17 protein-coding genes and 1 pseudogene are annotated in these 23,454 nt (G+C 61.4%); 6 read left to right on the forward strand and 12 right to left on the reverse strand.

Features of this window, described 5'->3' with window-relative positions; translation table 11 throughout:
- The 3 genes and pseudogenes from CU_RS10150 to CU_RS06385 form a co-directional block, all read right to left on the reverse strand.
- Positions 1 to 1,236 carry a restriction endonuclease subunit S gene (locus CU_RS10150; RefSeq protein WP_012360512.1) on the reverse strand — a complete coding sequence of 412 codons (1,236 nt, stop codon included), beginning with the start codon at positions 1,234 to 1,236 and terminating at the stop codon, positions 1 to 3.
- A complete protein-coding gene (locus CU_RS06380) occupies positions 1,229 to 3,826 on the reverse strand; it encodes a type I restriction-modification system subunit M (RefSeq protein WP_012360513.1) in 2,598 nt (865 codons plus the stop codon). Before CU_RS06380 ends, CU_RS10150 begins: the two co-directional genes overlap by 8 nt.
- A 39-nt stretch (positions 3,827 to 3,865) precedes the next feature.
- Positions 3,866 to 4,096: pseudogene (locus CU_RS06385) on the reverse strand (restriction endonuclease); the annotation flags it as partial.
- A 254-nt stretch (positions 4,097 to 4,350) separates the two neighbouring features.
- On the opposite strand from CU_RS06385, the gene CU_RS06390 reads away from it, so the two are divergent.
- Positions 4,351 to 5,175, forward strand: a complete 825-nt coding sequence (locus CU_RS06390; RefSeq protein WP_012360515.1) for a hypothetical protein — start codon at positions 4,351 to 4,353, stop codon at positions 5,173 to 5,175.
- A gap of 277 nt (positions 5,176 to 5,452) precedes the next feature.
- On the opposite strand, the gene CU_RS06395 is transcribed toward CU_RS06390, so the two are convergent.
- From CU_RS06395 to CU_RS06415, 5 genes are read right to left on the reverse strand one after another with little or no spacing between them, the layout of a single operon-like run.
- Positions 5,453 to 6,181: a VIT1/CCC1 transporter family protein gene (locus CU_RS06395; RefSeq protein ID WP_041628490.1), complete on the reverse strand. Its 729-nt coding sequence runs from the start codon at positions 6,179 to 6,181 to the stop codon at positions 5,453 to 5,455.
- Between the two features lie 50 nt (positions 6,182 to 6,231).
- Positions 6,232 to 7,347, reverse strand: a complete 1,116-nt coding sequence (locus tag CU_RS06400) for a DUF3322 domain-containing protein (protein ID WP_012360517.1) — start codon at positions 7,345 to 7,347, stop codon at positions 6,232 to 6,234.
- The gene (locus tag CU_RS06405; protein ID WP_012360518.1) at positions 7,334 to 10,684 is read right to left on the reverse strand and encodes an ATP-binding protein; all 3,351 of its coding nucleotides are present in this window, start codon (positions 10,682 to 10,684) and stop codon (positions 7,334 to 7,336) included. Before CU_RS06405 ends, CU_RS06400 begins: the two co-directional genes overlap by 14 nt.
- Positions 10,681 to 11,268 (reverse strand): DUF4194 domain-containing protein, encoded by a 588-nt coding sequence (locus CU_RS06410; protein WP_012360519.1) that lies wholly within the window; start codon positions 11,266 to 11,268, stop codon positions 10,681 to 10,683. Before CU_RS06410 ends, CU_RS06405 begins: the two co-directional genes overlap by 4 nt.
- Positions 11,269 to 12,741 (reverse strand): DUF3375 domain-containing protein, encoded by a 1,473-nt coding sequence (locus CU_RS06415; RefSeq protein ID WP_231837621.1) that lies wholly within the window; start codon positions 12,739 to 12,741, stop codon positions 11,269 to 11,271.
- 301 nt (positions 12,742 to 13,042) lie between these two features.
- On the opposite strand from CU_RS06415, the gene CU_RS06420 reads away from it, so the two are divergent.
- Complete coding sequence (locus CU_RS06420; protein ID WP_012360521.1) at positions 13,043 to 13,414, forward strand: carboxymuconolactone decarboxylase family protein; 372 nt, start codon at positions 13,043 to 13,045, stop codon at positions 13,412 to 13,414.
- 88 nt (positions 13,415 to 13,502) lie between these two features.
- A complete protein-coding gene (locus CU_RS06425) occupies positions 13,503 to 15,191 on the forward strand; it encodes an MFS transporter (protein WP_012360522.1) in 1,689 nt (562 codons plus the stop codon).
- Between the two features lie 60 nt (positions 15,192 to 15,251).
- Here the strand turns inward: CU_RS06425 and CU_RS06430 are convergent, their stop codons facing one another.
- Positions 15,252 to 16,208 carry a CoA transferase gene (locus CU_RS06430; RefSeq protein WP_197534981.1) on the reverse strand — a complete coding sequence of 319 codons (957 nt, stop codon included), beginning with the start codon at positions 16,206 to 16,208 and terminating at the stop codon, positions 15,252 to 15,254.
- A gap of 448 nt (positions 16,209 to 16,656) precedes the next feature.
- On the opposite strand from CU_RS06430, the gene CU_RS06435 reads away from it, so the two are divergent.
- From CU_RS06435 to CU_RS06445, 3 genes are all read left to right on the forward strand, one after another.
- Positions 16,657 to 17,871 (forward strand): tyramine oxidase subunit B, encoded by a 1,215-nt coding sequence (locus tag CU_RS06435; RefSeq protein ID WP_012360524.1) that lies wholly within the window; start codon positions 16,657 to 16,659, stop codon positions 17,869 to 17,871.
- Positions 17,872 to 18,019: 148 nt separating this feature from the next.
- Complete coding sequence (gene glnA / locus CU_RS06440; RefSeq protein WP_012360525.1) at positions 18,020 to 19,477, forward strand: type I glutamate--ammonia ligase; 1,458 nt, start codon at positions 18,020 to 18,022, stop codon at positions 19,475 to 19,477.
- A gap of 496 nt (positions 19,478 to 19,973) precedes the next feature.
- The gene (locus CU_RS06445; protein ID WP_012360526.1) at positions 19,974 to 20,921 is read left to right on the forward strand and encodes a TDT family transporter; all 948 of its coding nucleotides are present in this window, start codon (positions 19,974 to 19,976) and stop codon (positions 20,919 to 20,921) included.
- A gap of 487 nt (positions 20,922 to 21,408) precedes the next feature.
- Here CU_RS06445 and CU_RS06450 read toward each other — a convergent pair whose 3' ends face one another.
- From CU_RS06450 to CU_RS06460, 3 genes are read right to left on the reverse strand one after another with little or no spacing between them, the layout of a single operon-like run.
- A complete protein-coding gene (locus tag CU_RS06450; protein WP_012360528.1) occupies positions 21,409 to 22,128 on the reverse strand; it encodes a hypothetical protein in 720 nt (239 codons plus the stop codon).
- Entirely contained in the window at positions 22,125 to 22,919 is a 795-nt protein-coding gene (locus tag CU_RS06455) for an ATP-binding cassette domain-containing protein (protein WP_012360529.1), read from the reverse strand. The genes CU_RS06450 and CU_RS06455 overlap by 4 nt, the downstream gene beginning before the upstream one ends.
- Positions 22,916 to 23,278 carry a GntR family transcriptional regulator gene (locus CU_RS06460; RefSeq protein WP_041628493.1) on the reverse strand — a complete coding sequence of 121 codons (363 nt, stop codon included), beginning with the start codon at positions 23,276 to 23,278 and terminating at the stop codon, positions 22,916 to 22,918. The genes CU_RS06455 and CU_RS06460 overlap by 4 nt, the downstream gene beginning before the upstream one ends.
- Between the last annotated feature and the right edge of the window lie 176 nt (positions 23,279 to 23,454).

Below are 23,454 nucleotides of genomic sequence, written 5' to 3' on the forward strand. Positions count from 1 at the left end.
TTAGATGTACATCCGCTGCAGCAGCGCCGTCTTGGTCTGCTTGAGGGACTCGATGTACTTGGCCTCGGTAGCAATGAGCGTGTCCAGCCGTGTGAACACCGCACCGATGGCCTGCTGTTCTTCGAGAGTGGGTGGAATGGTAGCCGCCGCCTCTGCCAAGTGACGGGCGTTCAGTGACGGCAAAGCACCGCTCTGAGTGAATCGGGTCAGGTCCACCGTCTTGAGGTAGGTATCGGCAAACTGAACATCCCAAGATTTAGTGTCCAAGGAAAACGCCATCAGATTGTTGTCGAGGAGGAATGTGTCGGTAGCGAGTCTTTTGCGCCCTAGAAAGACAGCAGCACCAACCTTGGCGAACAGAATCGCAGGTACAGCTGTTACAGGTATCCAGTGATTGCGAACAATCTGTTCCTCCGTCACATAGTGGTTGGCGGAACGCAGTTGCAGCTCATTCCCTGGTGCGGAGAGGTCCGATACCTTGTAGAAAGGTAGGCCTGTGTCCCCGCCTTGTTCACGTTCCGGGAATCCGACGCCTGACTTGAACGAGCCGAGTTCACCCAGTGTTGTCGTCTTCCACTCACCGTCGAAGCCCTCCAGGCGCAACTCCGGCACCGTCTGGCCCTCCTGCGGAAACATCCGTTGCATGAGCGCAGTCTTGGCCTGCTGCAGAGCCTGGTGCTTCTTGGAGTGCTGGTTGATGGCAGCGTCGAGGTTGGTGAAGATAGCGCCGATGGCCTGCTGTTCTTCGAGCGTTGGAAAATAAGCTGTGACGGTACCGTATTGCGGGAATGAAATGTTCAGCAACCCGTCCATACGTGCACCAGAAGATACAAGCCGTTCAAGTTGACTTTGGACGCTCTTGCGATTTAGCGAATACGACGTGAATGTCGGGTGTTCCTCGGGCACCCGAAAACAGTGATAGACAAATGGGACCCTAGCGGCACTTTCTCGAAGCTCGAAGCAGGAGCCGAAGGGACGAATTTTACTGGCACCGTGGTTATATGCCAGCTCCCCTTGATGTAGCTCAATGTATTTGCTCAGGCTCTTGCCTGCGTTGTCACTTGAGTACTTTTCGGATTGATTAATGAATCCGTCAGCTGCCGAGATCATCATGACGGGTGCAGTTGAGTCGGGGTTGACGCGAGCGACAGGGACGGAGATTTGCTGTACAGTTTTTTCTTCCCACTCATCCTCGAAGCCATCCAGGCGTAGCGCGGGCACGTTGTGGCTATGCATCGCGATCACCGCCCAGCAGCTCCTGGAGTGCAGCCACGGCCTGCATATCAGCGGCGTTGCCGGTAAGCCCGCTCAGTAGACCAGCGAGTTCCTGCGCTGTCTCGCGAATCTGCACGTCGAGGTCGGTCAGCGCAACGGCGTACTTATCGTGCAGCGCTTGGACGCGGCCGGCTAGGCCTGCAAGCACATGACCAGGGATTTCACGCAGGTCATCCATGAGCGCAGTAATCCACTTGGCAGTGAGCACCTCATCCACCTGCGCGTCGGTAAGCGCTTCGATGGTCGCGTAGGTGTCTTTCTCCAGCTGCTCTTGCGCAGCTTTGAGATCCTTCTTGAGCTTGTCGCGCTGGGCGATAAGTGCCTTGGCGCTGAGCATGGCAGCCTCGGTGCTGCCCTCCGGCCAGGTCTCGCCCTCGGCCAGCTTCGGCAGGTCCTTGATGGCCTTGTTCAGCTCGGTCTTTTTGAAGGCATCCTGCTTGTCGTTGAGTACCTCTACCAGGTCGACCTTGTCGTCTTCGCTTAAGTTCTCGACGAGCTGCGTTAACTCAGATACAGCTGTGTCCACGTCGCGGCTTAGCTGCGTTACCTGGTCCTTCTGTTGCGTCAGGTAGAAGGTCTGCACCAACTCGTTGGGAACAATGCGCCCGTCCCATCCGATTTGGACATAGACCTTCTTCTTGTCCTTGGTCTTCCACTCCATCACGGGGTCGTTGACCCGCACGGCATCGAGGCCTTCGGTCTGGATGACCTCCAGGTCACCGGTGGTTTCGACCCAGCTGTCATGCAGTACCTGGTAGCCCTCGTAAGCATCGACCAATGGCACTGGGTCGAGGCGGTCGAACAGGTCTTCCTTGAGCTGGCCCTCGGCGGTGGTGATGGGCACGGTGGCTGCACCATCCACCAGCAGCGCGTGCAGCTTCTCCGGGAAGTCGGATAGTGCAGCGTCAACCTGGTTACGCAGTGCCTGGGCTGCAGGGTGCTGGTTGATGGTCTCGCGCAGGTTGGTGGTCTTCAGCTCCGCGTAGCCTTCTGCCTTCTCGGTGAACAGCGCCTCACGCAATCCCGGCAGGGCGGTCCAGTAGTGCTCCAGGGTGGAAATCTCACTGGTGGGGATGCCGCCGTGCATGGTGGCGTACAGGTCAACAGCCTCCGGCGGCAGGGTAGCGGACACGTAGCGCGGGATGTTGAGGTTATGGTCGTTGGCACGAATCTCGTCGCGGGTCACGACCTTAGCGAAGTGCGGCACGTCCACGCGGTTGTGAACGGCATCGACGATGCGTTGGATGTCACGGGCACGCAGGTGGTTGTACTTGCCCTGCTTGATGAAGCCCTGCGAGGCGTCGATGAACAGCACGTCATCGCGGTCACGCTCCTGCTTGAGCACCATGATGATGGTCGCGATACCGGTGCCGTAGAAGATGTTGGACGGCAGGCCAATGACGGCGTCGATGTGGTTGGCCTCGATGAGATTGCGGCGGATGTCGGCCTCCGAGCCGCCACGGAACAGCACGCCGTGCGGCAGGACGATGGTGAGGATACCGTCGGGTTTGACGTGGAACAGCTCATGCAACAGGAAGGCGTAGTCGGCCTTGGTCTTGGGCGCTAGAGCAAACCGCGCGAATCGAGGGTCAGCCCCATTGCCTTCCGGTTCCCACTTCTGGGAGTAGGGCGGGTTGGAGACTACTGCATCCACATATAACGGCTGGTAGGTCTGCACCGGGTCAGACTCGTCGAACATCGGCCAGTCATGGGCCAAGCTGTCACCGTTGCGGGCAACGATATTGTCCGCCTTCACGCCGCGCATGACCAGGTTCATACGGGTGAGGTTATAGGTGTTCTCGCGCAGCTCCTGGGCGAAGTACTTAATACGGTCTGGGTCGCCCATGCGCTTGGCGACGGCCTGACCGATGTTAAGTAGCAGGGAGCCAGAGCCGGAGGTCGGGTCGTAAATCTGAATCTCGTCGCGGCCCTTGAGGTGGTCAGCGACGATGTTGCTCATGACAAGCGAGACCTCGTGCGGGGTGTAGAACTCGCCTGCCTTCTTGCCCGCGTTGGCCGCGAACTTCTCGATGAGGTACTCGTAGATGTAGCCCAGCACGTCATAGCCCTGCTTGCCGTCAGTGGGGATGTCATCGATAAGGTCCAGTAGCTTCTTGATGGCAGCAGTACGGGCAGCGTCGGTTGTGCCCAACTTCGACAGGCTGGTGTCCAGGGTGTTAAGGATGCCGTCGAAGACGTGCTTGCGCTCCGGGGCGATGTTGCGCTTGAAGGTAGCCAGGCCCTCACGCACGTGAGCGATGGAGAAGTCGTTACCCTTGTCTCGCCACGTTGAGTACAGGTTCTCGTACGTAAGGAAGTAGCCCAAGTTGTTACGTACCAGGGCCACGGTGTCAGTGTCGGTCTCAACGAGCGCATCTGGCAGGTCTTCCGGCTCAGCGTCGTTATCGAGCATGAACTGCTCTACTTGGTCGGACAAGAACTTATAGAAGATGAAGCCGAGGATGTAGTCCTTGTACTCATTGGCCTCAATCTTGGAGCGCATATTGTTGGCCGACTCCCAGATGCGGGAGGCTAGTTCTTGTTTGTTCATGGGGGAACTTTCTTCACTAAGGCATTAACTACATGGCTAGATCGCGGTCCATGAACCGCCGTCCACGCGACGGGCGACCAGGTCGATACCGGTATCAGCCTTGCCGCCGTTGTAGCGCCAATCAGTCCATCGGTAGACCTCATCAAACTGGGTCTTCAGCGTGGGGTCGGTACGGAAATAATTGACCATCAGCTTCTCAAAAGCGATGCCATACTTCGCCTTCGGCTGATTATCACGCAGCTGGGTGAGGACCTCGGAAAACTTCGCCATGGAGCCATTATGCCCCGTGACCGGAATCACTCAACTACCGGCACGGGCCGTAACGCGCGTTCCCCCTACCGCACCCCTACCGCCCCTGCTCGGTTCGGCAGCAAAGATAGCTGGCGGACGAAACTCCCATTTTTCAAAAATATGTTCGATTTCCCTGCGGTCGTCTGCCCCCACGGTTAGCTTTAACAACTGAGGCCTCAACGAGAGGCCCGCTGTTGGCTACCGCACCGCATTCGAAAGGAGCACGTCTGAAAATGGATCAGGCACTTACTCGCTACATTCCCGACCACTGGGGACCAACGCTCGCATCGCTGTGCGAGGGGACCGCCGGAACTCTACAGGCGATCGCGCGTTGCTCACCCTCCGAGAGCAAAGAAATGCGGGCACTAGCGCACGAAATTTTCGATACGGACATCTACTTCGTCCCCGCGCTAACCGAGGAGATTAACCAAGCACTCGCGAATCACACTGCGAGCCTGGTTCGCGGCCTCGGACACCTCATTAACCGCGTAGGGTTGCGCGCCGCAAGGACACCGCTCGTTATCGCAGCCTTGGAAACCAGTAGTCTGCTCCAGAGAATCAACCAATTCTCCTACGTGGACCGATGCTATTGGGCCACCCGCGTTATCACCGATAAGATGACGTCTCCAAGGCTCTTGCGGGAATTCAGCGAGCTTGAAGGATTTCTCGAGGCTATTCAGACGGCATACGAGACAAAAGTTTCGGATAGTCGGGAACCATTTCCCGATGATGCCACTCTGGTCTCCGAGATGATGGGTCACCTCATCGGTGGTGACTCTTTTTATAAAGAGGAGTGCGAATACGCCGAGCAACACGCCCTAGCCGCACACCATGATGCGACCGTGAAGAACCAGTATCCGGCGACGGCCGAATTTCACCAGTTTCTTGGTACGATCCACGCCCTCCGGTGTGCAGAGTCTGCTGCTCACTTCCTTGCTTGGCGCCGGGATGGCACCGAGTCCGAAGGTTTCCTAGAAGCCCTCAGCGAAATTTCGTCAAGGCGCGAGCGCATTGCCAGCGAGTACAACGAGCAACTGAAGATAGCACTAGGTGATTAGCCGACTCAAAGAATGTGTCCCGCAGCCGGCCACCGCCGCTTCGCGGTCAAGCTCGCTACGCCTGAAGGCCACAAGGTACTAGAGCAAAAATGGGCAACCACCTTTAGGAAATTGTCGCCGTATTCCTTTCACAAGAGGCGATAACAACCTCTGGATAGGGCTAGATTGGGGCCCGCCATCCTGACCCGCGCCAGCCGCGATCGGAGGTTTGAAGCTTTCCGCATGTCCGTTTGAATTACCTCGTGCAGGCGAGCTCGCGAAATACAATGATCCAGTTTTAGGCGGCACCGCCGAAGAGTGCGCCCGCGCCATAGGTGAGCGCCAGACCCAGGCCGCCACCGACGACCAGGCGAACCATCGAGCGGCCCACGCTGGTGCCCGCGATCTTCGCCGAGATCAGGCCCGTCAGGGCCAGGGAGAACATCGTCACCGCGGTGACAACCCAGGCCTGCGTGCCAGAAGGTGCCACGAAGACCGAGATCATCGGCAGCGCCGCGCCAGCCAAGAAGGACAGCGCAGAGAAGAACGCCGCCGCCCACGCGCTGGTCAGCTCGTCCGCATCAATCCCCAGCTCCAGCTGCAGGTGGGCGCGCAGGGCGTCCTCCGCGTGGATCTCGCGGGCCGCCTCCACAGCCGTGTCCTTGCTGATCCCGTAACCGGAGAGAATCCCCGCGAGCTCCTCCAGCTCCTCCTCCGGTTCCTCCCGCAGCTCCTTCTTCTCCTTGGCGATCAGGGTCTGCTCGGAGTCCCGCTGGGCAGAGACCGACACGTACTCCCCCAACGCCATGGACACCGCGCCAGCGATGGTGGCGGCCAGGCCGGCCATCAGGATGGCCTTATCCCCCGCCCCGGTGGCGATCACGCCGATCAGCAGCGCCGCCACGGAGACGATGCCGTCGTTGGCACCCAACACACCAGCGCGCAGCGAGTTCATCTTCGCCGCCTCGTCGGAATCGTGAAGCTCCTGGTGAGCGCCAGGAACAGCGGGCTTGGTGGTTTTCCTCATGCCCGGAATTTTAGCCCACTGATTCACCAGGGCCGGACCTGCGACCGCTGCTATGCACCCGCACCATTGGGGCTCACTGCGTGGCATAGCTGCTGCTGCGCATAGTCGAACAAGATTCTTTCCTGCTCAATGCGCAAGCATCCGCCTGCAGACCGCCCCCGGAGATAATCCAAAGCCAAGCGCTCCCCGTAACTCAACAGCTCAGGATCAAACCGGCTAGGTTGCGGTTCCTCCACCGCAAGATCAACATGATCCCGAACCGTATCCAGGTCCATGAGAACAGAACGCGCGTGAGGCACGTATCGCCTCACGAGTTCCAGGATGTAGAACCCATACGAATCCAGATCGCCCCAATAAAGAACGTCTATCTCCCCTAACGATGGGATCTGCTGGACGATCCTGGCAGCGTTCAATCCACCACCGAAGATCGCCACTGTCGCAGGCAAGTCGGGCAAGGCAAGGAAACTCTGGTGATTTTCGACGATAAGAACCCGCTCCCCAGGCGTTTCACCCAGCTCAGCCACCGGGCACGCTAGATATCGCATCCCGCTAATATCCAGCGCCGGGTCAAGGCTGCGGACCTCTACCAACTGGGGTTTAGACTTAAAATTCAATGGGCCGACTACCGCTTCAACGACCGCCCTATGCGCCTCGAACCACTTGCTATCGACGCCAAAGATTGGCAGTTCGCGAATATAAAAGTCGCTGACCTCATGTTCGTGGACCCACCGGACAACAGCGATGAACTGTTCCACGGTCACGTCGCCCCAGTCTTCCCATGAAGAAAGGTGCCTGATGAGTTCTGGGCGAACGCTTTCCCCCAACTCCATGCAGAAACGGCCCAAGACCGCCTGAAGACGTTGCCAATGATCGAGCTTGCCCGCCACGCGAGCCGCAGTATCCGCATCGGAGAGAACAACACGCCGGGGCAGCGAATACGTCCCCAAGTAGCTGAGCTTTTTATCCTCCCACTCAGCGGTAATTGAACTGCGGTTCCACTGTGCCACCCATGCTCGCACGGCAGCGCCGTTATCACGCTCTGCCGCCCGTCCAGTCGGCGGATCCAGGTTGATGGTCAGAGTCTTGAATTTCCCGGCCAGCCAGCTGCGATGGTTGCGCGAGTAAAAGACCGCAGCGCGTTGGCGCACCTGATCAGGAGTCTTCATCCTGCACCTCCTCGATCGTCAAAGAACTCGTTCGCGATCGCTTCCGGTCTGGGCATTCCACCATCAGCACACCCCCGATATAGTCCTGCACGGTCTGCAGCAGCTTCTCGGGCGTGGCCAGAATCATGTGAAAACCAAAGCGGCGGAAGGCCTCCATCGCAGCCCGGGTGAACTCCGTATCCGCACGGTCAAAAGCCTCATCCAGAACAATGGTGCCGAATCGCGGGTAAATATCCTCCCCCACCCGGACAATGGATTTCTTTTCTTGCGCGGCCGGCAGGCCCATCCCAGTCAGCCGGTAACGCAAGGCAGCAGCCAAGCAGAAGGAGGACAGCTTTTGGGCTTGGCCACCTGAAAGACCTTCCGATGAGTCATAGACCGCACCACGCGCTCCGTCCTCGCTATATTCCACGCCCAGGAACTTCACGTGTTGCCTCGTGTCCAGGCGCAGCTGGCGATCACGAGTTGATGTACCGTCCGAGACCGTCACTGCGTCGATCACCGCCTGCAGTTTATGGAATCGCTGCTCACTCTCCTCCTGATCAGCATCATTGATAATCCCAGCCAACGCAGAATCCAGCAGCTCAACGAAATCGCGGGCGATCGCAGGCTGTGCTTCCCGCACCTCGATCGTCAGGTAAGCACCCGGATAGAATTCGACCTCAGCGAGCGAATCATTAATCATCTGGATCGAGCTGCGCGTCTTTGCTGCCGCATCACGGATCAGCCGCCGCAGGCGCCCAAGATGCTTGTGGGTTTCGTCTTGCAGCATGTCCCGGAAACGCTGTTCGAAACGTGGCAAATCGTCTGCCTCAAGCCTGCCCAGTTCCTGGAGAAAGTCCTGCTCCCATTCCATGTCCGCCTTGAGGTCGCCCGCTCGATCCGGCCAGCGCACCAAGTAGAGGTTCATCGCGTTCACCAAGTCGCCACCATGTTTGGTGAACCGAGCATTGAGCTCTGCAAGTTGATCCTCAATACCGCGAACGAGCTGGTTGCTGAGCGCATCGATGTTATCGGACCGGATGGTGCGATCGATAGCCTTGCAACGTTCTGTCAGACGAGCTGCAACGTCCTCGGAGACGGTCTTCCCACCTCGGCGATTCCGAACCCTCTCAAGCGTTTCCTCTGCCTGCTCCAGGCGAATTTTGAAGCCGCTGAGCTGATTACGCAGCGCCATGACCTGCTCCTCAACTTTGTCGAGAGCAGATTCGACACTCTTCAACTTCGCCTTCAGCTGAGCCAGCTCGGCGTTCCCATCAGTGAGTTCATCCACGTCGCTCTGGGCTTCCGCAAGCTCCTGGGCCACCGATGACACGTCGATATCCTGAAAACGCTCCGTCTCCAATAGCCGCTCGATCGTAGCTATTTGGGCACGCCGTTTCTCCTGGCCAGCCGCGATGGTCTTGCGTTGACGTTCAGCGTCTTCAAGTTTCGCCACAGTGGAGCGCACCGATGCTTGGAGAGCATCAATCTTGTCAGCGAGGTTGCCCCACAGCACCCAGTTCGAACGGTCATCGATTCGGCGGCGATCATCCTTGATGTGGTCATTGCGGTTATGCTTCACCTGCCCCTTTGCAGTCACCGCCCGCCGGGCGGCACGAAACTCTTCCATAGAGTCACAGCACAGGTAATCGAAATTCTTAGAAAGTTGAGTCTGGATCCAGTCGTGATACCGCCCGGGTTTCACGTTGATTTTTAGGCCCAGCGAGTTCGGCACAAAACGCGATGGGCGCTGTTCTTCCAGATCCTGCGTGAACCGGGTGTAGCTCACCTTCGCACCAAGGTAGGTCCCATCAATAGCCGAAGAAACCTGGTCATAATGTTCATCTGGAACGAGGATCCGCCGAGCAAAACCACCCATCACCCGTTCTGCGGTTCCCTGCCAGTGGCCTTCACCAGGCCTCATGCTCACGAGGTCAGCGATGAATGGAAGATCAGATTCTCGCACCCCAGACCGCTCCGCAATCAAGGCTCTCGCCCGGAGCAGCCGGTTATCCATGGCCGATTCGTATTTACGCAACGCTTCAAGCTCCGCGATGCGCTCTTTCTTGTTCTCGCCCAGCTCGTGAACTCGCACATGTGCTTGGGCTAGCTTTCCGTCTTCCGTTTCACATGCAGCGCTCAACCGCTTCCGCTCTTCACTCAACTGAAGAACGAGGTTGGTGAATTCCTCCGCGCTCCCGGGCTTTGTAGCCCCAATGGCCTTGAGCCGGGAGTTGAATGCCTTTTCCTCTTTGGTCACTCGCTCCAGCCGGTCTTGCAGGCGGTCTCGCCGAGCCTGTGCAGAAACCAAGGCCGAATCCTGTGCACCATGAATCAACGTGCGCAGCTGATCTACTTGCGCCCGGTGCATGTCCCGCTCCCCGGTGGCTTCTTCGATCGTCGCGCTGACTGCTTTGATCTCGGAGATCCGCTGATCCCGCTCCTGTTCGGCAAAACGCTGCCGCCACTCGTCGACGAATGTTTCGACACCGTCCCGGTCTTCTTTCACCCTGGTCAGGCTGTCTTCGACCTCTGCGCGCTTCTCTGCCGCCACGCGTACCGGTACCAGTTGCTCGATTTGCTTACGAGTTTTCACCACCGACTCATACGCCGTACGTAGGTCTGTGAAGTTCTCCGCTGCTTGCTCCGCGATCTCGAAGGTCTCTGGTTCGGGCAGCATGAAAGTGCGCATCAAGTGGTTAAGATCGCCGAGTGTTTTGGCTGATTGCGTTCGGTTCAGCAGGTCCAAAGCGCCGGCATCCGCGATCCCCACTGCTCGGCGCAGTGCCAAGCTGAACTTCGGGTGATTTCGACTAACATGCAGAGCATCACCGTACGTCTTCTTCGCCTCGGTAACCGGCAGGTTCTTCTGCGCCAGATCCTCAAACTCCGTCAGGTCGGCGTCCCGAGGAAGCAAAATATAGAGGTCTGTGATCTCCTGACGCGAGTAAGCATTTGCGGGCAAAAACATCAACCGGCACGCTGTTACAGTCTCCCCCGCCCCGTCGCTGTAGCGTAGAGCGACGCCCGTCCACGTCGCACCTGTTCGGAGATAGGACTGCGTAAGTTCGTCTGCCTCGATCGAATGCTCGCGGCGCCAGGCGCCGCGGCAGTAGGTAACCAAGTTACGACCCGAGTGCGCTTGGTTATCCGCTGCAGCGTTGAAACGAATCTTGCCGGGTGGAACAAGAATCGTCGAAATCGCATCAATTAGCGTCGATTTACCGGAACCTGAAGGGCCCGTAATGAGGAAGCCTTCCCGTGGCACCTCGACACAGTGGAGGTTGTCGAATGTTCCCCAGTTATAAACCTGGATTTGGGAAAGCCGGAATTGGCCAGGCAGAGTCGTCGTCATTCTTCTTCCTCCAGGAGAGCACGGAAAGTCTCGGTGACAGCAGCGATTTCTTCGCTGGAAAAGATGATGCGCAGCACTGGGGATACCTCGAAACGCCCCTCGGTCGGGGTGCTGGCGATAATCGAGTAGTTCTTCAGCTTGTTCCACGCTGCAGTAAAACGCTTACGCTGCGTGGACTTATCTGTGCCGGCGTGCCCTTGATACGGCAGGGTCGCCTCAAAAACCTCGCCCTCATCCACGATGGTTCGCTCGTTGGGGCTCGTCGTCACCAGTTCACGGCGCAGGTGGAGGATCACCACCGTGTCCATGAAAGTCAATGACTGTTTACGCAGCAACGCACGCTTTTCAGGGACATCCGCTTCCCACGCCTTTGTGTAGGCAACCCCCGCGTTCTCATCGAGGATGAGGGTGAGGAAGAGGTTATCCAGCTGTTGGGCAAGGATCTCCCGTGAGTTGGATATCGCAGTGAAGACCTCCGGCGATTTCACGCTCGACACGTATGGGCCACGGATGAGTTCCGCCAGGGCACGACGCTGCAAACCTGTCAGGGTTCCGGTATCGCCTTCATACAGTTTATTTTCCATCTAAATGCGCCCAACCTTCCTCCGAAATTCGAAACGTTCATACCGTGCTTGGTACCTTTTCCCGCTTGGTCTCTCCCACTGCAGGATTTCCGTACCGTCGGACCTTTCACCGTGATCATGTGCAAGTTTGATGAGCCCCACCACACTCGCTAGCCCCTGGGTAGCAGGATGTTCTTCCAAAACTTCCCGAATCGATGCTTGCCCCTTACTGCCGACCACATCGTTGATTGCGACGCGCAGTTCCTGCCAGTCAATTTCTGATTCCCGGATGCGCTGACGCATCTGTTCGAAATCGATCTCGCCCGACTCGTTGACTTCCATCGAGCGCTCAATGCGGTATTCCTTAGGATTGTGTAGTTCCCAGCTGGACAGCGACGTCGGTTGCCGCGTCGTCAGCTCAAGCTCGTAGCCGACCTTCTCGTAGGGCGCGATCCCTCGTTTTGCGAGCTCGAGTGCTTGCTGCTGCGCCTGATTGATTGCCCGCGTGAGCGCCTGCTGCGATTCTGCTTCTCGGGACTGCACGAAACGCCTGAGCGACCGAGATAGGCCCGTGAGCGAGGTATGTACCTGCCCCGAGGAGGAATCCAGCATGTCAACTAATTGAGCGATCTCAATCCGCTCTTCCGGGCCTAGCTGCTCCATGAAGTCCCGAGATTGCACGGCATCCATCACGGCATCGAGCTGCTTTGATTGCTCCGGGTCAAGGAAAAGCTCATAGAAGGAGTTGAAGGCTCGCCCTGCCTCCGACTCTGCGATCAGATCAACACCGCGGAAGACATTGTCCAGCACCTCACCAGCGTTGAGTTGCCCTTCGACGAGCGATTCTCGAAGTTCGTGATCGACATTTTCAACCTCCTCTCGAACGCGGGAGAAGTCGGTGGGCAAATCCCTAGCCAGGGCGAGGATTTCCCGCGCCCTCTCCACTGCCTCCTCGTCGGAAATCACGCCGACACCGTTGATGCGGATGTTGTCGATACGAGCTTGGATCTGATCCCGCTGGGCCTCCAGTCGGCTAATCGCCCTCGCCTCGTCGGGGTCTGTTTCAGCTGCGAGATCCTGAAGATTATTGAATAGGGTGCCGAGACGGGATTTGGTCACCACCCGCTGAGGACTGATCAACTGCTGCACATAATCGATGGCAACGTGAGCGTCCGTAGTGAGCTCGTAAAACTCCTCCCTCGAGCCCTGTGGACTGCGCCTCGTGAGGTATCCGAGCTTCACCCAGTCGTTGATATAAGCCACTGCCGACTTGGGCAGTTCCAAATTGGTTTGTTCCCGAATATCGATCAGCAACGATTCCACTGAGAGAGTGAGATCGGATCCGGCGATCTGGCGATTACTTCCTTCGAAGACAGCACTTAAGACAGAAAGAACAGCTGGGGCGTTATGGGCACGAAGCATCGCCCAAGCAGGCACCGAGTCCGCAAGGCGGATCATCGCCAACGCATCTGCCACCGCGGTTGTCCGATTCATGTGCTCAATCTAACAACCGCTGCAGACGAGGATCCGGAAATATCGAACATTTCGCCGCCAATGGAAGCGTTCGATCCTCCTCTACCCGACTGCAAGGTGGTCCTGCCCTGCAAGAAAAATCTAGCGAAGTGCACTGGTTAGCCCACTCCTCCCCTGCTCCCCGCCGCCACAACTTGGGCTAGCCTCGGGGCAACCAACCCCGCTCCCGGCGCGTGTGCCCAGCCGCATCGCAGGCCAGCTCGCCACACGGCAACGCCACAGGCCCCCGGAGCGAGGGCACATAAGAGAAAGGAACGCACCCATGGAACTGAACCGCGACAAGGGCGAGGAGTTCGTCCGCGAGACCCAGACCCCAGAATCCGCCGCCGCATGGAAGAAGCAGCTCGACGAGTTCGCGCCCGGCGCGTCCGACTGGGTTGTCGAAGCCGTCTTCGGCGGAACCTACCAGCGCGAAGGAATCACCCTGCGCGACCGCCAGATGCTGAACATGGCGGCCCTAGCCGCGATGGGTGGTGTGGAGCCACAGCTGACCGGCCACATCAAGACCGCCGTGGACGTCGCGGGTATGAGCCCTGAGGAGGTCGCCGAATGCTTCGTGCACCTCATGCCCTACATCGGCGTGCCGAAGACCCTGGCCGCGATGCGCTGCATGAAGGCCGCTCTCGAAGACTAAAGCCCCGCCCCTCACCCCACCCCGTGGAATAAGGGCACCCTAAGTAGCGTTATGCTCCTTGAGAAGGATGAACCACACACGTGACTAGGTGATTTTAAGGAGAGCGCACACCACGGTGGCTGAGAAGGACACGCACGCAGAAAGCACACGCCAGGACCCCCAACTGCAGGGCAGCCAGGAGCAGGGCAACCAGCAACAGGCCCCGGCAGCGGGCAACCCAGCACAGGGCACCCAGCAAGGCACCCCGGATCAGGGCAAGCGGCAGGCCCAGGCAGAGGCCAAACCGCAACCCGGCGCCACGAAGGCCACGATCCACTCGCCGGGCACCTATCCCCCGGGCGAAGATCCGCGCCGCTGGAAGGTCCTCGGCGTGATCCTCACGACGATCTTCATGTCGCTGATCAGCGTGTCCATCATCAACGTGGCCCTGCCCTCCATCCAGCAGGGCCTGGGTGCGACCGAATCCGACATCCAGTGGGTCCTAGCCGGCTACACCCTGACCTTCGGCGTCGTCCTCGTCGCCGCGGGACGTGCCGGCGACCTACTCGGCCGCGGCGGTATCTACCTCATCGGCCTCGGCATCTACACGATCTCCGCCATCGCCGCGGGCTTCGCACCCACCGCGGAGGCCCTCAACGTCACCCGCTTCATCCAAGGCATCGGCGCCGGCCTGCTCAACCCACAAGGCGTGGGCATGATCCAGCAGTACTTCCGCGGCAAGGAACGCGGCCGGGCCTTCGGCTGGTTCGGCACCGTCGTGGGCGTGGCCGTGGCCATCGGCCCCACGCTGGGCGGCTTCCTCATCCGCCTCGGCGGACCCGAGCACGGCTGGCGCTGGACCTTCCTGGTCAACGTCCCCTTCGGCCTGCTGGCCTTCGCCCTCGCCCTCCTGTGGTTCCCCCGCCCCCTGCTGGGCCGCGTCAAGGACCCGGTCACCGGCCGCAATGTCGGCGTCGTCCGCGCCGTCCGCAGCCTCGACCCGATGGGCTCCCTACTGCTGGGGCTGACCGTCCTGGCCTTCCTCTACCCCTTCGTCGAACACAGCGGAAGCGCGCGCAACTACCTGCTGCTGCCCGTCGCCGCCCTCCTGCTTCTCGCCTGGCTGGCCTGGGAGCGCCACGTGAAAACCACCAAGCCCTTCGAGCCGATGGTGGATATGCAGATCTTCCGCTTCCCCAGCTTCCGGCTGGGCACCATGCTCGCGGGCGTGTACTTCATGGGCATCACCAGCATTTGGGTGCTCGTGGCGCTCTTCTTCCAAAATGGCCTCGGCCACAGCGCACTGGTCGCCGGGTCCGTGGGTATCCCCGCGGCGATCAGCAGCTCCGTGTCGGCCAACTGGGCGGGCAAGCGAGTCGGCGATCGGGGCCGCACGGTCGTCATCCAGGGAATCACCGTGGCACTGACCGGCATTGCGCTGACGATCCTCGCGCTCGTGCTGCACCACACCGCCGGGCTCTCCGAGTGGTGGATGGTGCTCACCCTCTTCCTCGTCGGCACCGGCCAGGGCGCGGTCATCGGCCCGAACCAGACGCTCACTCTCGCCGACGTCCCCCTCAACTACGCCGGCAGCTCCGGCGCCGTCCTCCAGACCGCCCAGCGCATCGGCACCGCGGTGGGGCTGGCGTTCATCACCGCGATCGTCTTCGCCAGTGCCCGCGCGATCAACTGGACGCTCGGCACCGCCATCGGCTTCGTGACCATCGGCGCGCTCATGGGGATCGCCCTGCTCATCGCGCTCTACGACAACCGCACGCGCACCCGCCAGGCCGAGTAGCGCTTCTTTTTAGGACGTCCATCCCGCCGCGGTTGTTGTTGAGGACGTCCAGGTAGGACGTCAGTTCCGCGCCCTGCCAGCCCCGCGGACCTCTGCGATGGGCACGTCCTGCTCGATACCCCAGGCCTCCCACTCGGCGGCGGTCTTGGTCTTGAAGGTGGCCGCGAATTGCTCCTCGGTGCCGTCCACGCCCAGCAGCTGCATGGCGCGGGCCATGAAATGCGGCTCCAGGGCGGCAAAGGCCACGTGGGTGGGTGTACCACCAGCGGGTGCCGCCTCATAGATCCGGTAGCCCGGCAGCGCCCCGCCTAGCAGGCCACCCGGCGCGCTCAGGCCGAACTGGGCGGGCAGAGCGAAGGCCTCCGCCGCATCGGCGAGAGCGACCTCGTGATAGCCGCCCCCACCGGTACCGCCGGCACCTTGACCATCGGAGCCTTGGCCTTCTGCGCCCTGACCGCCCACGCCCGAGCCATCGGCCCCCTCACCCGCACTCCGGCCCAGCAGCAGCGCCAACGCCGCCTGCACCGCGAGCTCGGCACCCGCCAGGTCGGCCACGGGCACCGTCGGCATGGCCGGTGGCAACAGCGTGCCCGCATGGGCCTGGTAGGTCAGATCATGACCGGCAAGATCGGCGTCGTCCCCCGAATGGCCAACGATCGCGACCTGGCACAACCGCGGATACGCCGCGTGCAGCTCGTCCCAGGACAAACCCAACCGCGCGAGTGCTGAGGGCCGGGAGGAGGTGATCAGGACGTCGCAGCTACTCAGCAGCTCATGGAGGGTGCCGCGGTCCGCCTCCTCCTTGAGGTTCAGCTGCACCACGTCCTGGCCGGTACAGAGCCACTCGTAATACTTCGGGGCCGCCTGAGCCATGAGGTCCCCGGTGGGGCCCTCGATCTTGGTCACCTTCGCGCCCATGTCGGCCAACCTGCGGGCCGCGATCGGACCCGGCAAATTGGGCGCGAGGCTCAGCACATTGACTCCGCGAAGCACGGTCGGCGGTACTGGCAAAGGCACAACAATCCCCTCCATTTTTCGGGCGCATTTGATCCCAAAAACTACACTGTGACGGAACTCACATCTAGCGATAGTAGCAATCACGCTGGGCCGTGCCCGCGTTTCGCGAGTGACGCGCATCACTGCATGTCTCCGCCGGTTCCCAGCCCGCTCCCACGGTTTTCTGCGGCGCCACTACCCCCGCACGAAAAGCACCCTCAACACCCGGGCTTTTCACAGTTTGCGCAATAAACCGCCCCGCACCCTGCGCTTTTCCGTATCGTGGAAAACCGTGCCCCTCGGCGCGACGCGGAATAATCCCCGCCAATCGCCCCCGCACACGGGTCAGCAAACCAGCGCGGCACACCGCGCACGCAACAGATGCTGAGAGGCTGCCGAACACGATTCTGGAGAGAATGCTTCTGGAATTCCTTGTCCGAGGCCGCAGCACAGGTGGCCGTCGAAACAAATGGAAAGGATTGAGTACCCCTTGACCAGCTCAAGCACGGAGAACTCAAACACTACTGACCAGGCATCCGCCAACCCGACCCGCATCGACTTCCTCTACCTCAACGAAGAAGAGATGGTCGACGCTGGCGTCACCGACCTCGCCGCGTGCGTCGAGACGATGGAGGAAACCCTCATCCTGCTCGCCGACGGCGACTACCGCATGGCAGGCGCGTCCGCGAACTCCCACGGCGCGCAGATCAACTTCCCGGACAACCCGGAGCACGAAGGCATGCCCGCCAACGGCCCGGACCGCCGCTTCATGGCCATGCCCGCCTACCTCGGCGGCCGCTTCCGCAACTCCGGTGTGAAGTGGTACGGCTCCAACGCCGATAACCGCCAGAACGACCTGCCGCGGTCCATCCACCTGTTCATCCTCAACGACGCCGTCACCGGCGCACCGCTGTCCGTGATGTCCGCGAACCTGCTCTCCGCCTACCGCACCGGCTCCGTGCCGGGCGTGGGTGTCAAGCACCTCGCCGTCGAGAACGCCGAGACGGTCGGCATCGTCGGCCCAGGTGTGATGTCCCGCACCATCCTCGGTGCCGCACTGACCCAGCGCCCGAGCATCAAGAACGTCAAGATCAAGGGCCGCTCCGCAGGCTCCACCCAGCGCGCCGCCGACTGGATCAAGGAGAACTACCCGCAGCTCGAGGACGTCCGCATCGTCGAGACGGAAGAAGAGGCAATCCGGGACTCCGACATCGTCATCACCGGCACCTCCACCTCCCCGGACGGCCCGTCCGGCTTCCCATACCTGAAGAAGGAATACCTCAAGCCAGGCGCCCTCCTGCTCATGCCAGCAGCCGCCCGCCTCGACGACGAATTCGTCCAGTCCGATGACTGCCGCCTCGTCGTCGACTACACCGGCCTTTACGAAGAGTGGTTCAACGAAAACGGGCCGGACGTCACCTACGAGCGCCTGCTCGGCATCCCGGGCAACCGCTGGTGGGACATGAAGGAAGAAGGCACCCTGCCTGCAGACAAGCTCGTCAACATCGGCGACATCGCCTCCGGCAAGGCCCCAGGCCGCCAGAACGACGACGAGATCTTCTGCTACTCCATCGGCGGCATGCCCGTCGAGGACGTCGCCTGGGCCACCGACGTCTACGAAAACGCCCTGAAGAAGGGCATCGGCACCAAGCTCAACCTCTGGGACACCCCACGGTTGACCTAAAGCCTGCGGCAACAGACCGCACGCAGCAACGCCCGGTCGCACAGCACTGACCGGGCGTTTTCCCTACCATCGGTAGTGAGAACTAAATACACAACTGAATAACGCACGACTTGCACACCACAAACGCCAAGAAGCGAAGTGAAACCCCATGGGTAAGTTCAAACCCGGAAGCGAACACACCACCCCAGAAGGCATCCAGAAGTTCATCCGCGACGAAGAGATCCGCTGGGTGGACGTCCAATTCACCGACGTCCCAGGCATCGAACAGCACCTCACCGTGCCAGCATCCGCCTTCGACGAGGACGCGATCCAGGAAGGCCTCGCATTCGACGGCTCCTCCATCGCCGGCTACACCAGCGTCGACAACTCCGACATGATGCTACTGCCCGACCTCGAGACCGCGTTTGTGGACCCCTTCCGCAAGTCCAAGACGCTGAACGTGAAGTTCTTCGTCCACGACCCGCACACCCGCGAGCCCTTCAGCCGCGACCCCCGCAACATCGCACGCAAGGCTGAGCAGTACCTCGCGGAGCTCGGCTTCGCCGACACCTGCAACTTCGGCGCCGAGGCGGAGTTCTACATCTTCGACTCCGTGCGCTACGACTCCACCACCAATAAGTCCTTCCACGAGGTGGACTCCGTCGAGGGCTGGTGGAACTCCGGCGCGAAGGAAAACCCGGACGGCTCCCGCAACCTGGGCCACAAGGTGCGCACCAAGGGCGGCTACTTCCCCACCGCGCCCTACGACCACATGCAGGACCTCCGCGACGAAATCGGTGAGCACCTGCAGGACGTCGGCTTCGACGTCGAACGCTCCCACCACGAGATGGGCTCCGGCGGACAGCAGGAAATCAACTACCGCTTCAACACCCTCCTGCACGCCGCGGACGACATGCAGACCTTCAAGTACGTCGTGAAGAACACCGCGAAGTTCAACCAGAAGTCCGCCACCTTCATGCCCAAGCCGCTCGCCGGCGACGGTGGCTCCGGCATGCACATCCACCAGTCCCTCTGGAAGGACGGCCAGCCGCTGTTCCACGACGAGAACGGTTACGGTGGGCTCTCCGACATGGCGCGCTACTACATCGGCGGCATCCTCAAGCACGCCGGCGCTGTGCTGGCGTTCACGAACCCGACGATGAACTCCTACCACCGCCTGGTGCCGGGCTTCGAGGCGCCGGTGAACCTGGTGTACTCCCAGGAGAACCGCTCCGCCGCGATCCGCATCCCGATCACCGGGTCCAACCCGAAGGCCAAGCGCATCGAGTTCCGCGCGCCGGACCCATCGGGTAATCCATACCTGGCGTTCACCGCCGCGATGATGGCTGGCCTGGATGGCATTAAGAACCGCATCGAGCCAGGTGACCCAGTGGATAAGGACCTCTACGAGCTGCCGCCGGAGGAGCTGAAGGGCATCCCGACCGTTCCGTACTCCCTGGACGGGGCCCTCGAGGCGCTGGAGGAGGATCACGACTTCCTCACCGCCGGGAACGTGTTCACCGAGGACTTGATCGAGGCGCACATCCGCTACAAGTTCGACGAGGAGATCATGCCGGCCCGCCTGCGCCCGACCACGCAGGAGTTCGAGCTGTACTACGACTGCTAGTCGGTTTGGGTGGCGTCCCATCGTGCGTTTTGCACCCCATCGTGCGTTTTGCGCCCCCTCGTGCGTTTTGCAGAGTTTAATGCCGCTTTTCGGGCATTTTCCGGCATCAAACTCTGCAAAACGTGAGGGGTCGGGAACACACTCTGCAAAACGTTCGGGGAGGCGGAGTTCTTTCGCGGGCCGCTAGTCCGCCGGGACCGCTACGCGCGCCCCGACGTCGGACCTCTTCTTCACGTTGTCTGCGTAGGCTCCCGACCCTGGTAGTGATACCCGACCCCGACGTCGGACCCCTCCTTCACGTTGTCTGCGTAGGCTCCCGACCCTGGTAGTGATGCCCGACCCCGACGTCGGACCCCTCCTTCACGTTGTCTGCGTAGGCTCCCGACCCTGGTAGTGATGCCCGACCCCGGCGGTGGCGCCCGACCCCGACGGTGGCACCCGACCCCGACGGTGGCGCCCGACCCCGACGGTGGCGCGCGGGGCGTGGAGCGTTACTATGCCCTGCGTGACTAAGAAGTTTCGGGAACTCCCGCCACCGGGCCCCGCATGGGGCGGCAGCCTCATGGGCACCTCGATCGTCGCGCGCCTGCTCGTCGAGAAATACATAATGATCGGCGCGAGCATCTTCGCAGCGATCGCGTGCGTGATCCTTGTGGCGCTGACCATCGGATTCGCCCGCTACCGGCAGCCGAGCTTCCAGCGCACCACCGTGGCCGAGTGGTCGATGTTTTTCATCGGCATTCTCGCGCTCGGGGCTGCGCTTTCTGGACTTACGGACGTCCCCACCTACCGCCTCATCGGGTTCTGGATTGGTGCACCCGTCACCACAGTGACGTGGGCGATCCAGCTATCACGCTTTTCCGGGAAACCACGGTTCACATGGGGTTTGCCGCTGGTCGGGCCGATGATTTCCGCTTCGGTGTCCGGCTGGCTGGCCCGCGATTACGGGCAGATGTACCACGTCATGGGCACCGCGTTCTTCGTGATGTCGCTGCTCACCGCCGTGCCCGTGTTCGCGCACGTGTACTGGGCGGCGTGGCACGGCGAGGTGGACCTTTCAGGCCCGAACTCCGCGACCGCGTGGGTGCCACTCGGCGTGATCGGGCAGTCCACCACCGCCATGCAGATCCTCTACCCGAGCACGATCTCGGTGTACTACGGCTACGTCGCGCTTGTGCTCGCCGTGCCGCTGGCGATCTTTGCGATGGTGACCTTCTACCCGAATGTGGCGCGCTGGGCGGATTACTCGCCGGCGTGGTGGTCGTGCACCTTCCCGCCGGGCACCATCAGCATGGGCGGACACCAGGTTGCACTGGTCAATGGTTCGCAGTGGCTGGACGCGGTCGCGCTGGCGATCCCCTTCCTGCTTCTCGCGCACTGGACGGCCTGCTCGACCCGCTTCCTCAGCTGGGTTGCTGAGGGCCGCCGCGGCCGGGCTGCCTAGCCCCGCCCGCGGCCGTGCCCTGCCCCCCCGCTCGGCCCTGCCCTGCCCGGCTCTGCCCCCTGCCCGACTCGGCCCCCGCTCGGCTCCGTTCGGCCCTCTTCCCATGCGTTTTGCAGAGTTGAGTGTCGCGTTTTGGCTCTTTTCCGGCATCAAACTCTGCAAAACATGAGTAGGGCGGGAGCACACCCCGCAAAACGCGAATGAGATGCGTGCAGAGCCCCGCTCGGCCCTCCCCGGCCCGTTTTGGGCCGTGGAATGTCAATAATCACGCAAAAAGTGACACGCCACAGCCCAAAACCAGGTTCGCAGTGAGCGCTCAGCCGCAGCGCCCGGCAGGTCGGGGCACCCAGGTAGGTCAATGGGCCCCCGGCCCGTCGGGACACCCAGGTAGGTCAATGGGCCCCCGGCCCGTCGGGGCACCCAGGTAGGTCAATGGGCCCCCGGCCCGTCGGGGCACCCCCAGGCAAGTCGGGGTCACCCCGCCAGGTCAGTGGACCACCCCAGGCATCTCGGGAACCACCGCGGGCATGGAACGGCGATGCGTCCTCAGCGCCCACACCAGCACCAGCTCCGAAACCACGCACACGACCACAGCAAACATGGGTACGCCGGGCCACGGTGCGGCGATGTTGACGTCCAAAACCATGAGCACGGCACCAAGACCATAAGCCGCAACGAAACCACCCAACACGGCAACAACGCACGCCCTGGTGCCGCGCGCGCCGAAGACCGCACCAAGGGCGGTGCCTGCAAACGTCCCCATCAGGAAGCTGAGGAATACGCACAGCCCGGTCAGCGCAAACGTCCCCACCGGCATGCCTGGGCCGTCGCTGGCGTAGCGCACGCCATCGGCGACCTCGTAGCCATGCGCATGAACGGTGAAGGAAGCAAAGTCCTGGTAAAAGGTCGGATTCCGATCCGACACAATAATCATCAGCGTGACCAGGGCCGCGGCCAGAAGCGACACCAGCAACGCCGACAAGATCGCGGACCGCACCCAGCGGGCCGCGCTCACCCCGAAATCGCGCAGCCGCACAGACCGCGCGGCCGTCACCGCGAACAGCCCCGCGAGCACGAGGACCGCGAGCATCGTGTTCTCCGTCCCTCGGGACACAACCAGGCCACCGAAAGCGGCGAGCAGCATCGCGCCCGCGCTCACCCCAAGGAAGGTCCGCGGGTTCGTGGCGCTAAAAACTCCGAGTGTCATTGTGCGCTCCTTTCGATATAAGCGCTGGTACTGGCCAGGTCAATGAGTTCCGCGGGGTCGAGGTAGCTGACCTCAACGCCGACGGTGCGCGCATGCTGGGCTGCCGACGCGCTCAGCGGTGCGGCGAGCACGAGCTCACTGCGCTCCCCCAGGGTTTTCCGCGAGAACACGGGCAGGTCCGCAGCGATCAGCCCCACCTGCTCCGTCATCCCGCGCAGCACCGGGTGGCGCGTGCGCAGCTGGTCGACGTCGAATGGGCCGTGGGGTTCGTGGTTATGGATGACGATCAGCGTCTCCACCAGGCCCGCGAGATCCTGGGAGTGTTGGGAGGTCAGGACGATCGTCCGTTCCGGGGCTGGGTCCTTGGGTGGGACGACGTCCCCGCCGTCGGTGATGGTGGCGTCCGCGACGGCGTCGTCCGTCATGGCGTCGATGAACATGCTGCGCAAACGGTTGCGGAACTCGACGTCCAGGCCGTTGAAAGGTTCGTCGAAGAGGAGCGCCGGCTGGCCGGAGGCGAGGGCCGCGGCGGTGATCACCATCTGGCGCTGCCCAAGGCTGAGGCTCTTCATCGGGGTGGTGGCCGGGAAGTCGAGAAGGGATTCAGCGCGGCTGATGTCGAGCTCTGACCAGCCAGTTTTCGCGATTGCGAAGTACTCGCGCGGAGTGGCGCCGTAAAGGGCGGCGTCGGGAGCTGCTTGCGCGAGCGCCGTGCCGGGGTTCTGGCTGAGGGTGCGCAGGTAGTAAGTCTTGCCGGCACCATTCGGGCCAATGACTCCGTAAATGCTCACTTCTCCTCCTTCAGCATGGCGATGATCTCCTCGAGCGAGAGACCGAGCGCGACGGCTTCGGTTTTGAGCGGGTCGATGTAGGTGCGTTGGAATGCGCCCTTGCGCTCGCTGCGGATGCGCTCGCGGGCGCCCTGGGTGACGAACATGCCGAGCCCTCGTTTCTTTTCGACGAGCTTTTCTTGTGAGAGTTCTGTCATGGCTTTGGCGGCCGTTGTGGGGTTGACCTGGTAGAACTCCGAGAGTTCTTTCGTGGATGGGGCTCGTTGATCGATGGCGAGCTCACCGGACAAGATCATGGACTTCAGGTCCTCCGCGATCTGTATGTAGATCGGGCGGGGATCTGCTGGATCAGTCTGCATGACCACCTCCCTGGTTATGGGGTTTACCATGTAGGTCATAAACCTAAGGGGAGGTGGGGGTCGGCGTCAAGGCTTTATGGCAAAGGCTCGACTTGGTGCAGGTCGCGGCGAAGCGCGCACCGTAGCCCCCGGGACCCGTAACCCCGTGCCCCCCGTGCCCCCCCGTGCCCCCGTGC

Source organism: Corynebacterium urealyticum DSM 7109 (assembly GCF_000069945.1).
Lineage (GTDB): Bacteria > Actinomycetota > Actinomycetes > Mycobacteriales > Mycobacteriaceae > Corynebacterium > Corynebacterium urealyticum.

Coding starts and splice junctions, on each gene's coding strand:
- CU_RS06435 (WP_012360524.1), top strand. CDS start 16,657: ATGGAAAGGATTGAGTACCCCTTGACCAGCTCAAGCACGGAGAACTCA.
- CU_RS06400 (WP_012360517.1), bottom strand. CDS start 7,347: ATGAAGACTCCTGATCAGGTGCGCCAACGCGCTGCGGTCTTTTACTCG.
- CU_RS06415 (WP_231837621.1), bottom strand. CDS start 12,741: ATGAATCGGACAACCGCGGTGGCAGATGCGTTGGCGATGATCCGCCTT.
- CU_RS10150 (WP_012360512.1), bottom strand. CDS start 1,236: ATGCATAGCCACAACGTGCCCGCGCTACGCCTGGATGGCTTCGAGGAT.
- CU_RS06450 (WP_012360528.1), bottom strand. CDS start 22,128: ATGACACTCGGAGTTTTTAGCGCCACGAACCCGCGGACCTTCCTTGGG.
- CU_RS06445 (WP_012360526.1), top strand. CDS start 19,974: ATGCCCTGCGTGACTAAGAAGTTTCGGGAACTCCCGCCACCGGGCCCC.
- CU_RS06405 (WP_012360518.1), bottom strand. CDS start 10,684: ATGACGACGACTCTGCCTGGCCAATTCCGGCTTTCCCAAATCCAGGTT.
- CU_RS06410 (WP_012360519.1), bottom strand. CDS start 11,268: ATGGAAAATAAACTGTATGAAGGCGATACCGGAACCCTGACAGGTTTG.
- CU_RS06395 (WP_041628490.1), bottom strand. CDS start 6,181: ATGAGGAAAACCACCAAGCCCGCTGTTCCTGGCGCTCACCAGGAGCTT.
- CU_RS06380 (WP_012360513.1), bottom strand. CDS start 3,826: ATGAACAAACAAGAACTAGCCTCCCGCATCTGGGAGTCGGCCAACAAT.
- glnA (WP_012360525.1), top strand. CDS start 18,020: ATGGGTAAGTTCAAACCCGGAAGCGAACACACCACCCCAGAAGGCATC.
- CU_RS06420 (WP_012360521.1), top strand. CDS start 13,043: ATGGAACTGAACCGCGACAAGGGCGAGGAGTTCGTCCGCGAGACCCAG.
- CU_RS06390 (WP_012360515.1), top strand. CDS start 4,351: ATGGATCAGGCACTTACTCGCTACATTCCCGACCACTGGGGACCAACG.
- CU_RS06460 (WP_041628493.1), bottom strand. CDS start 23,278: ATGCAGACTGATCCAGCAGATCCCCGCCCGATCTACATACAGATCGCG.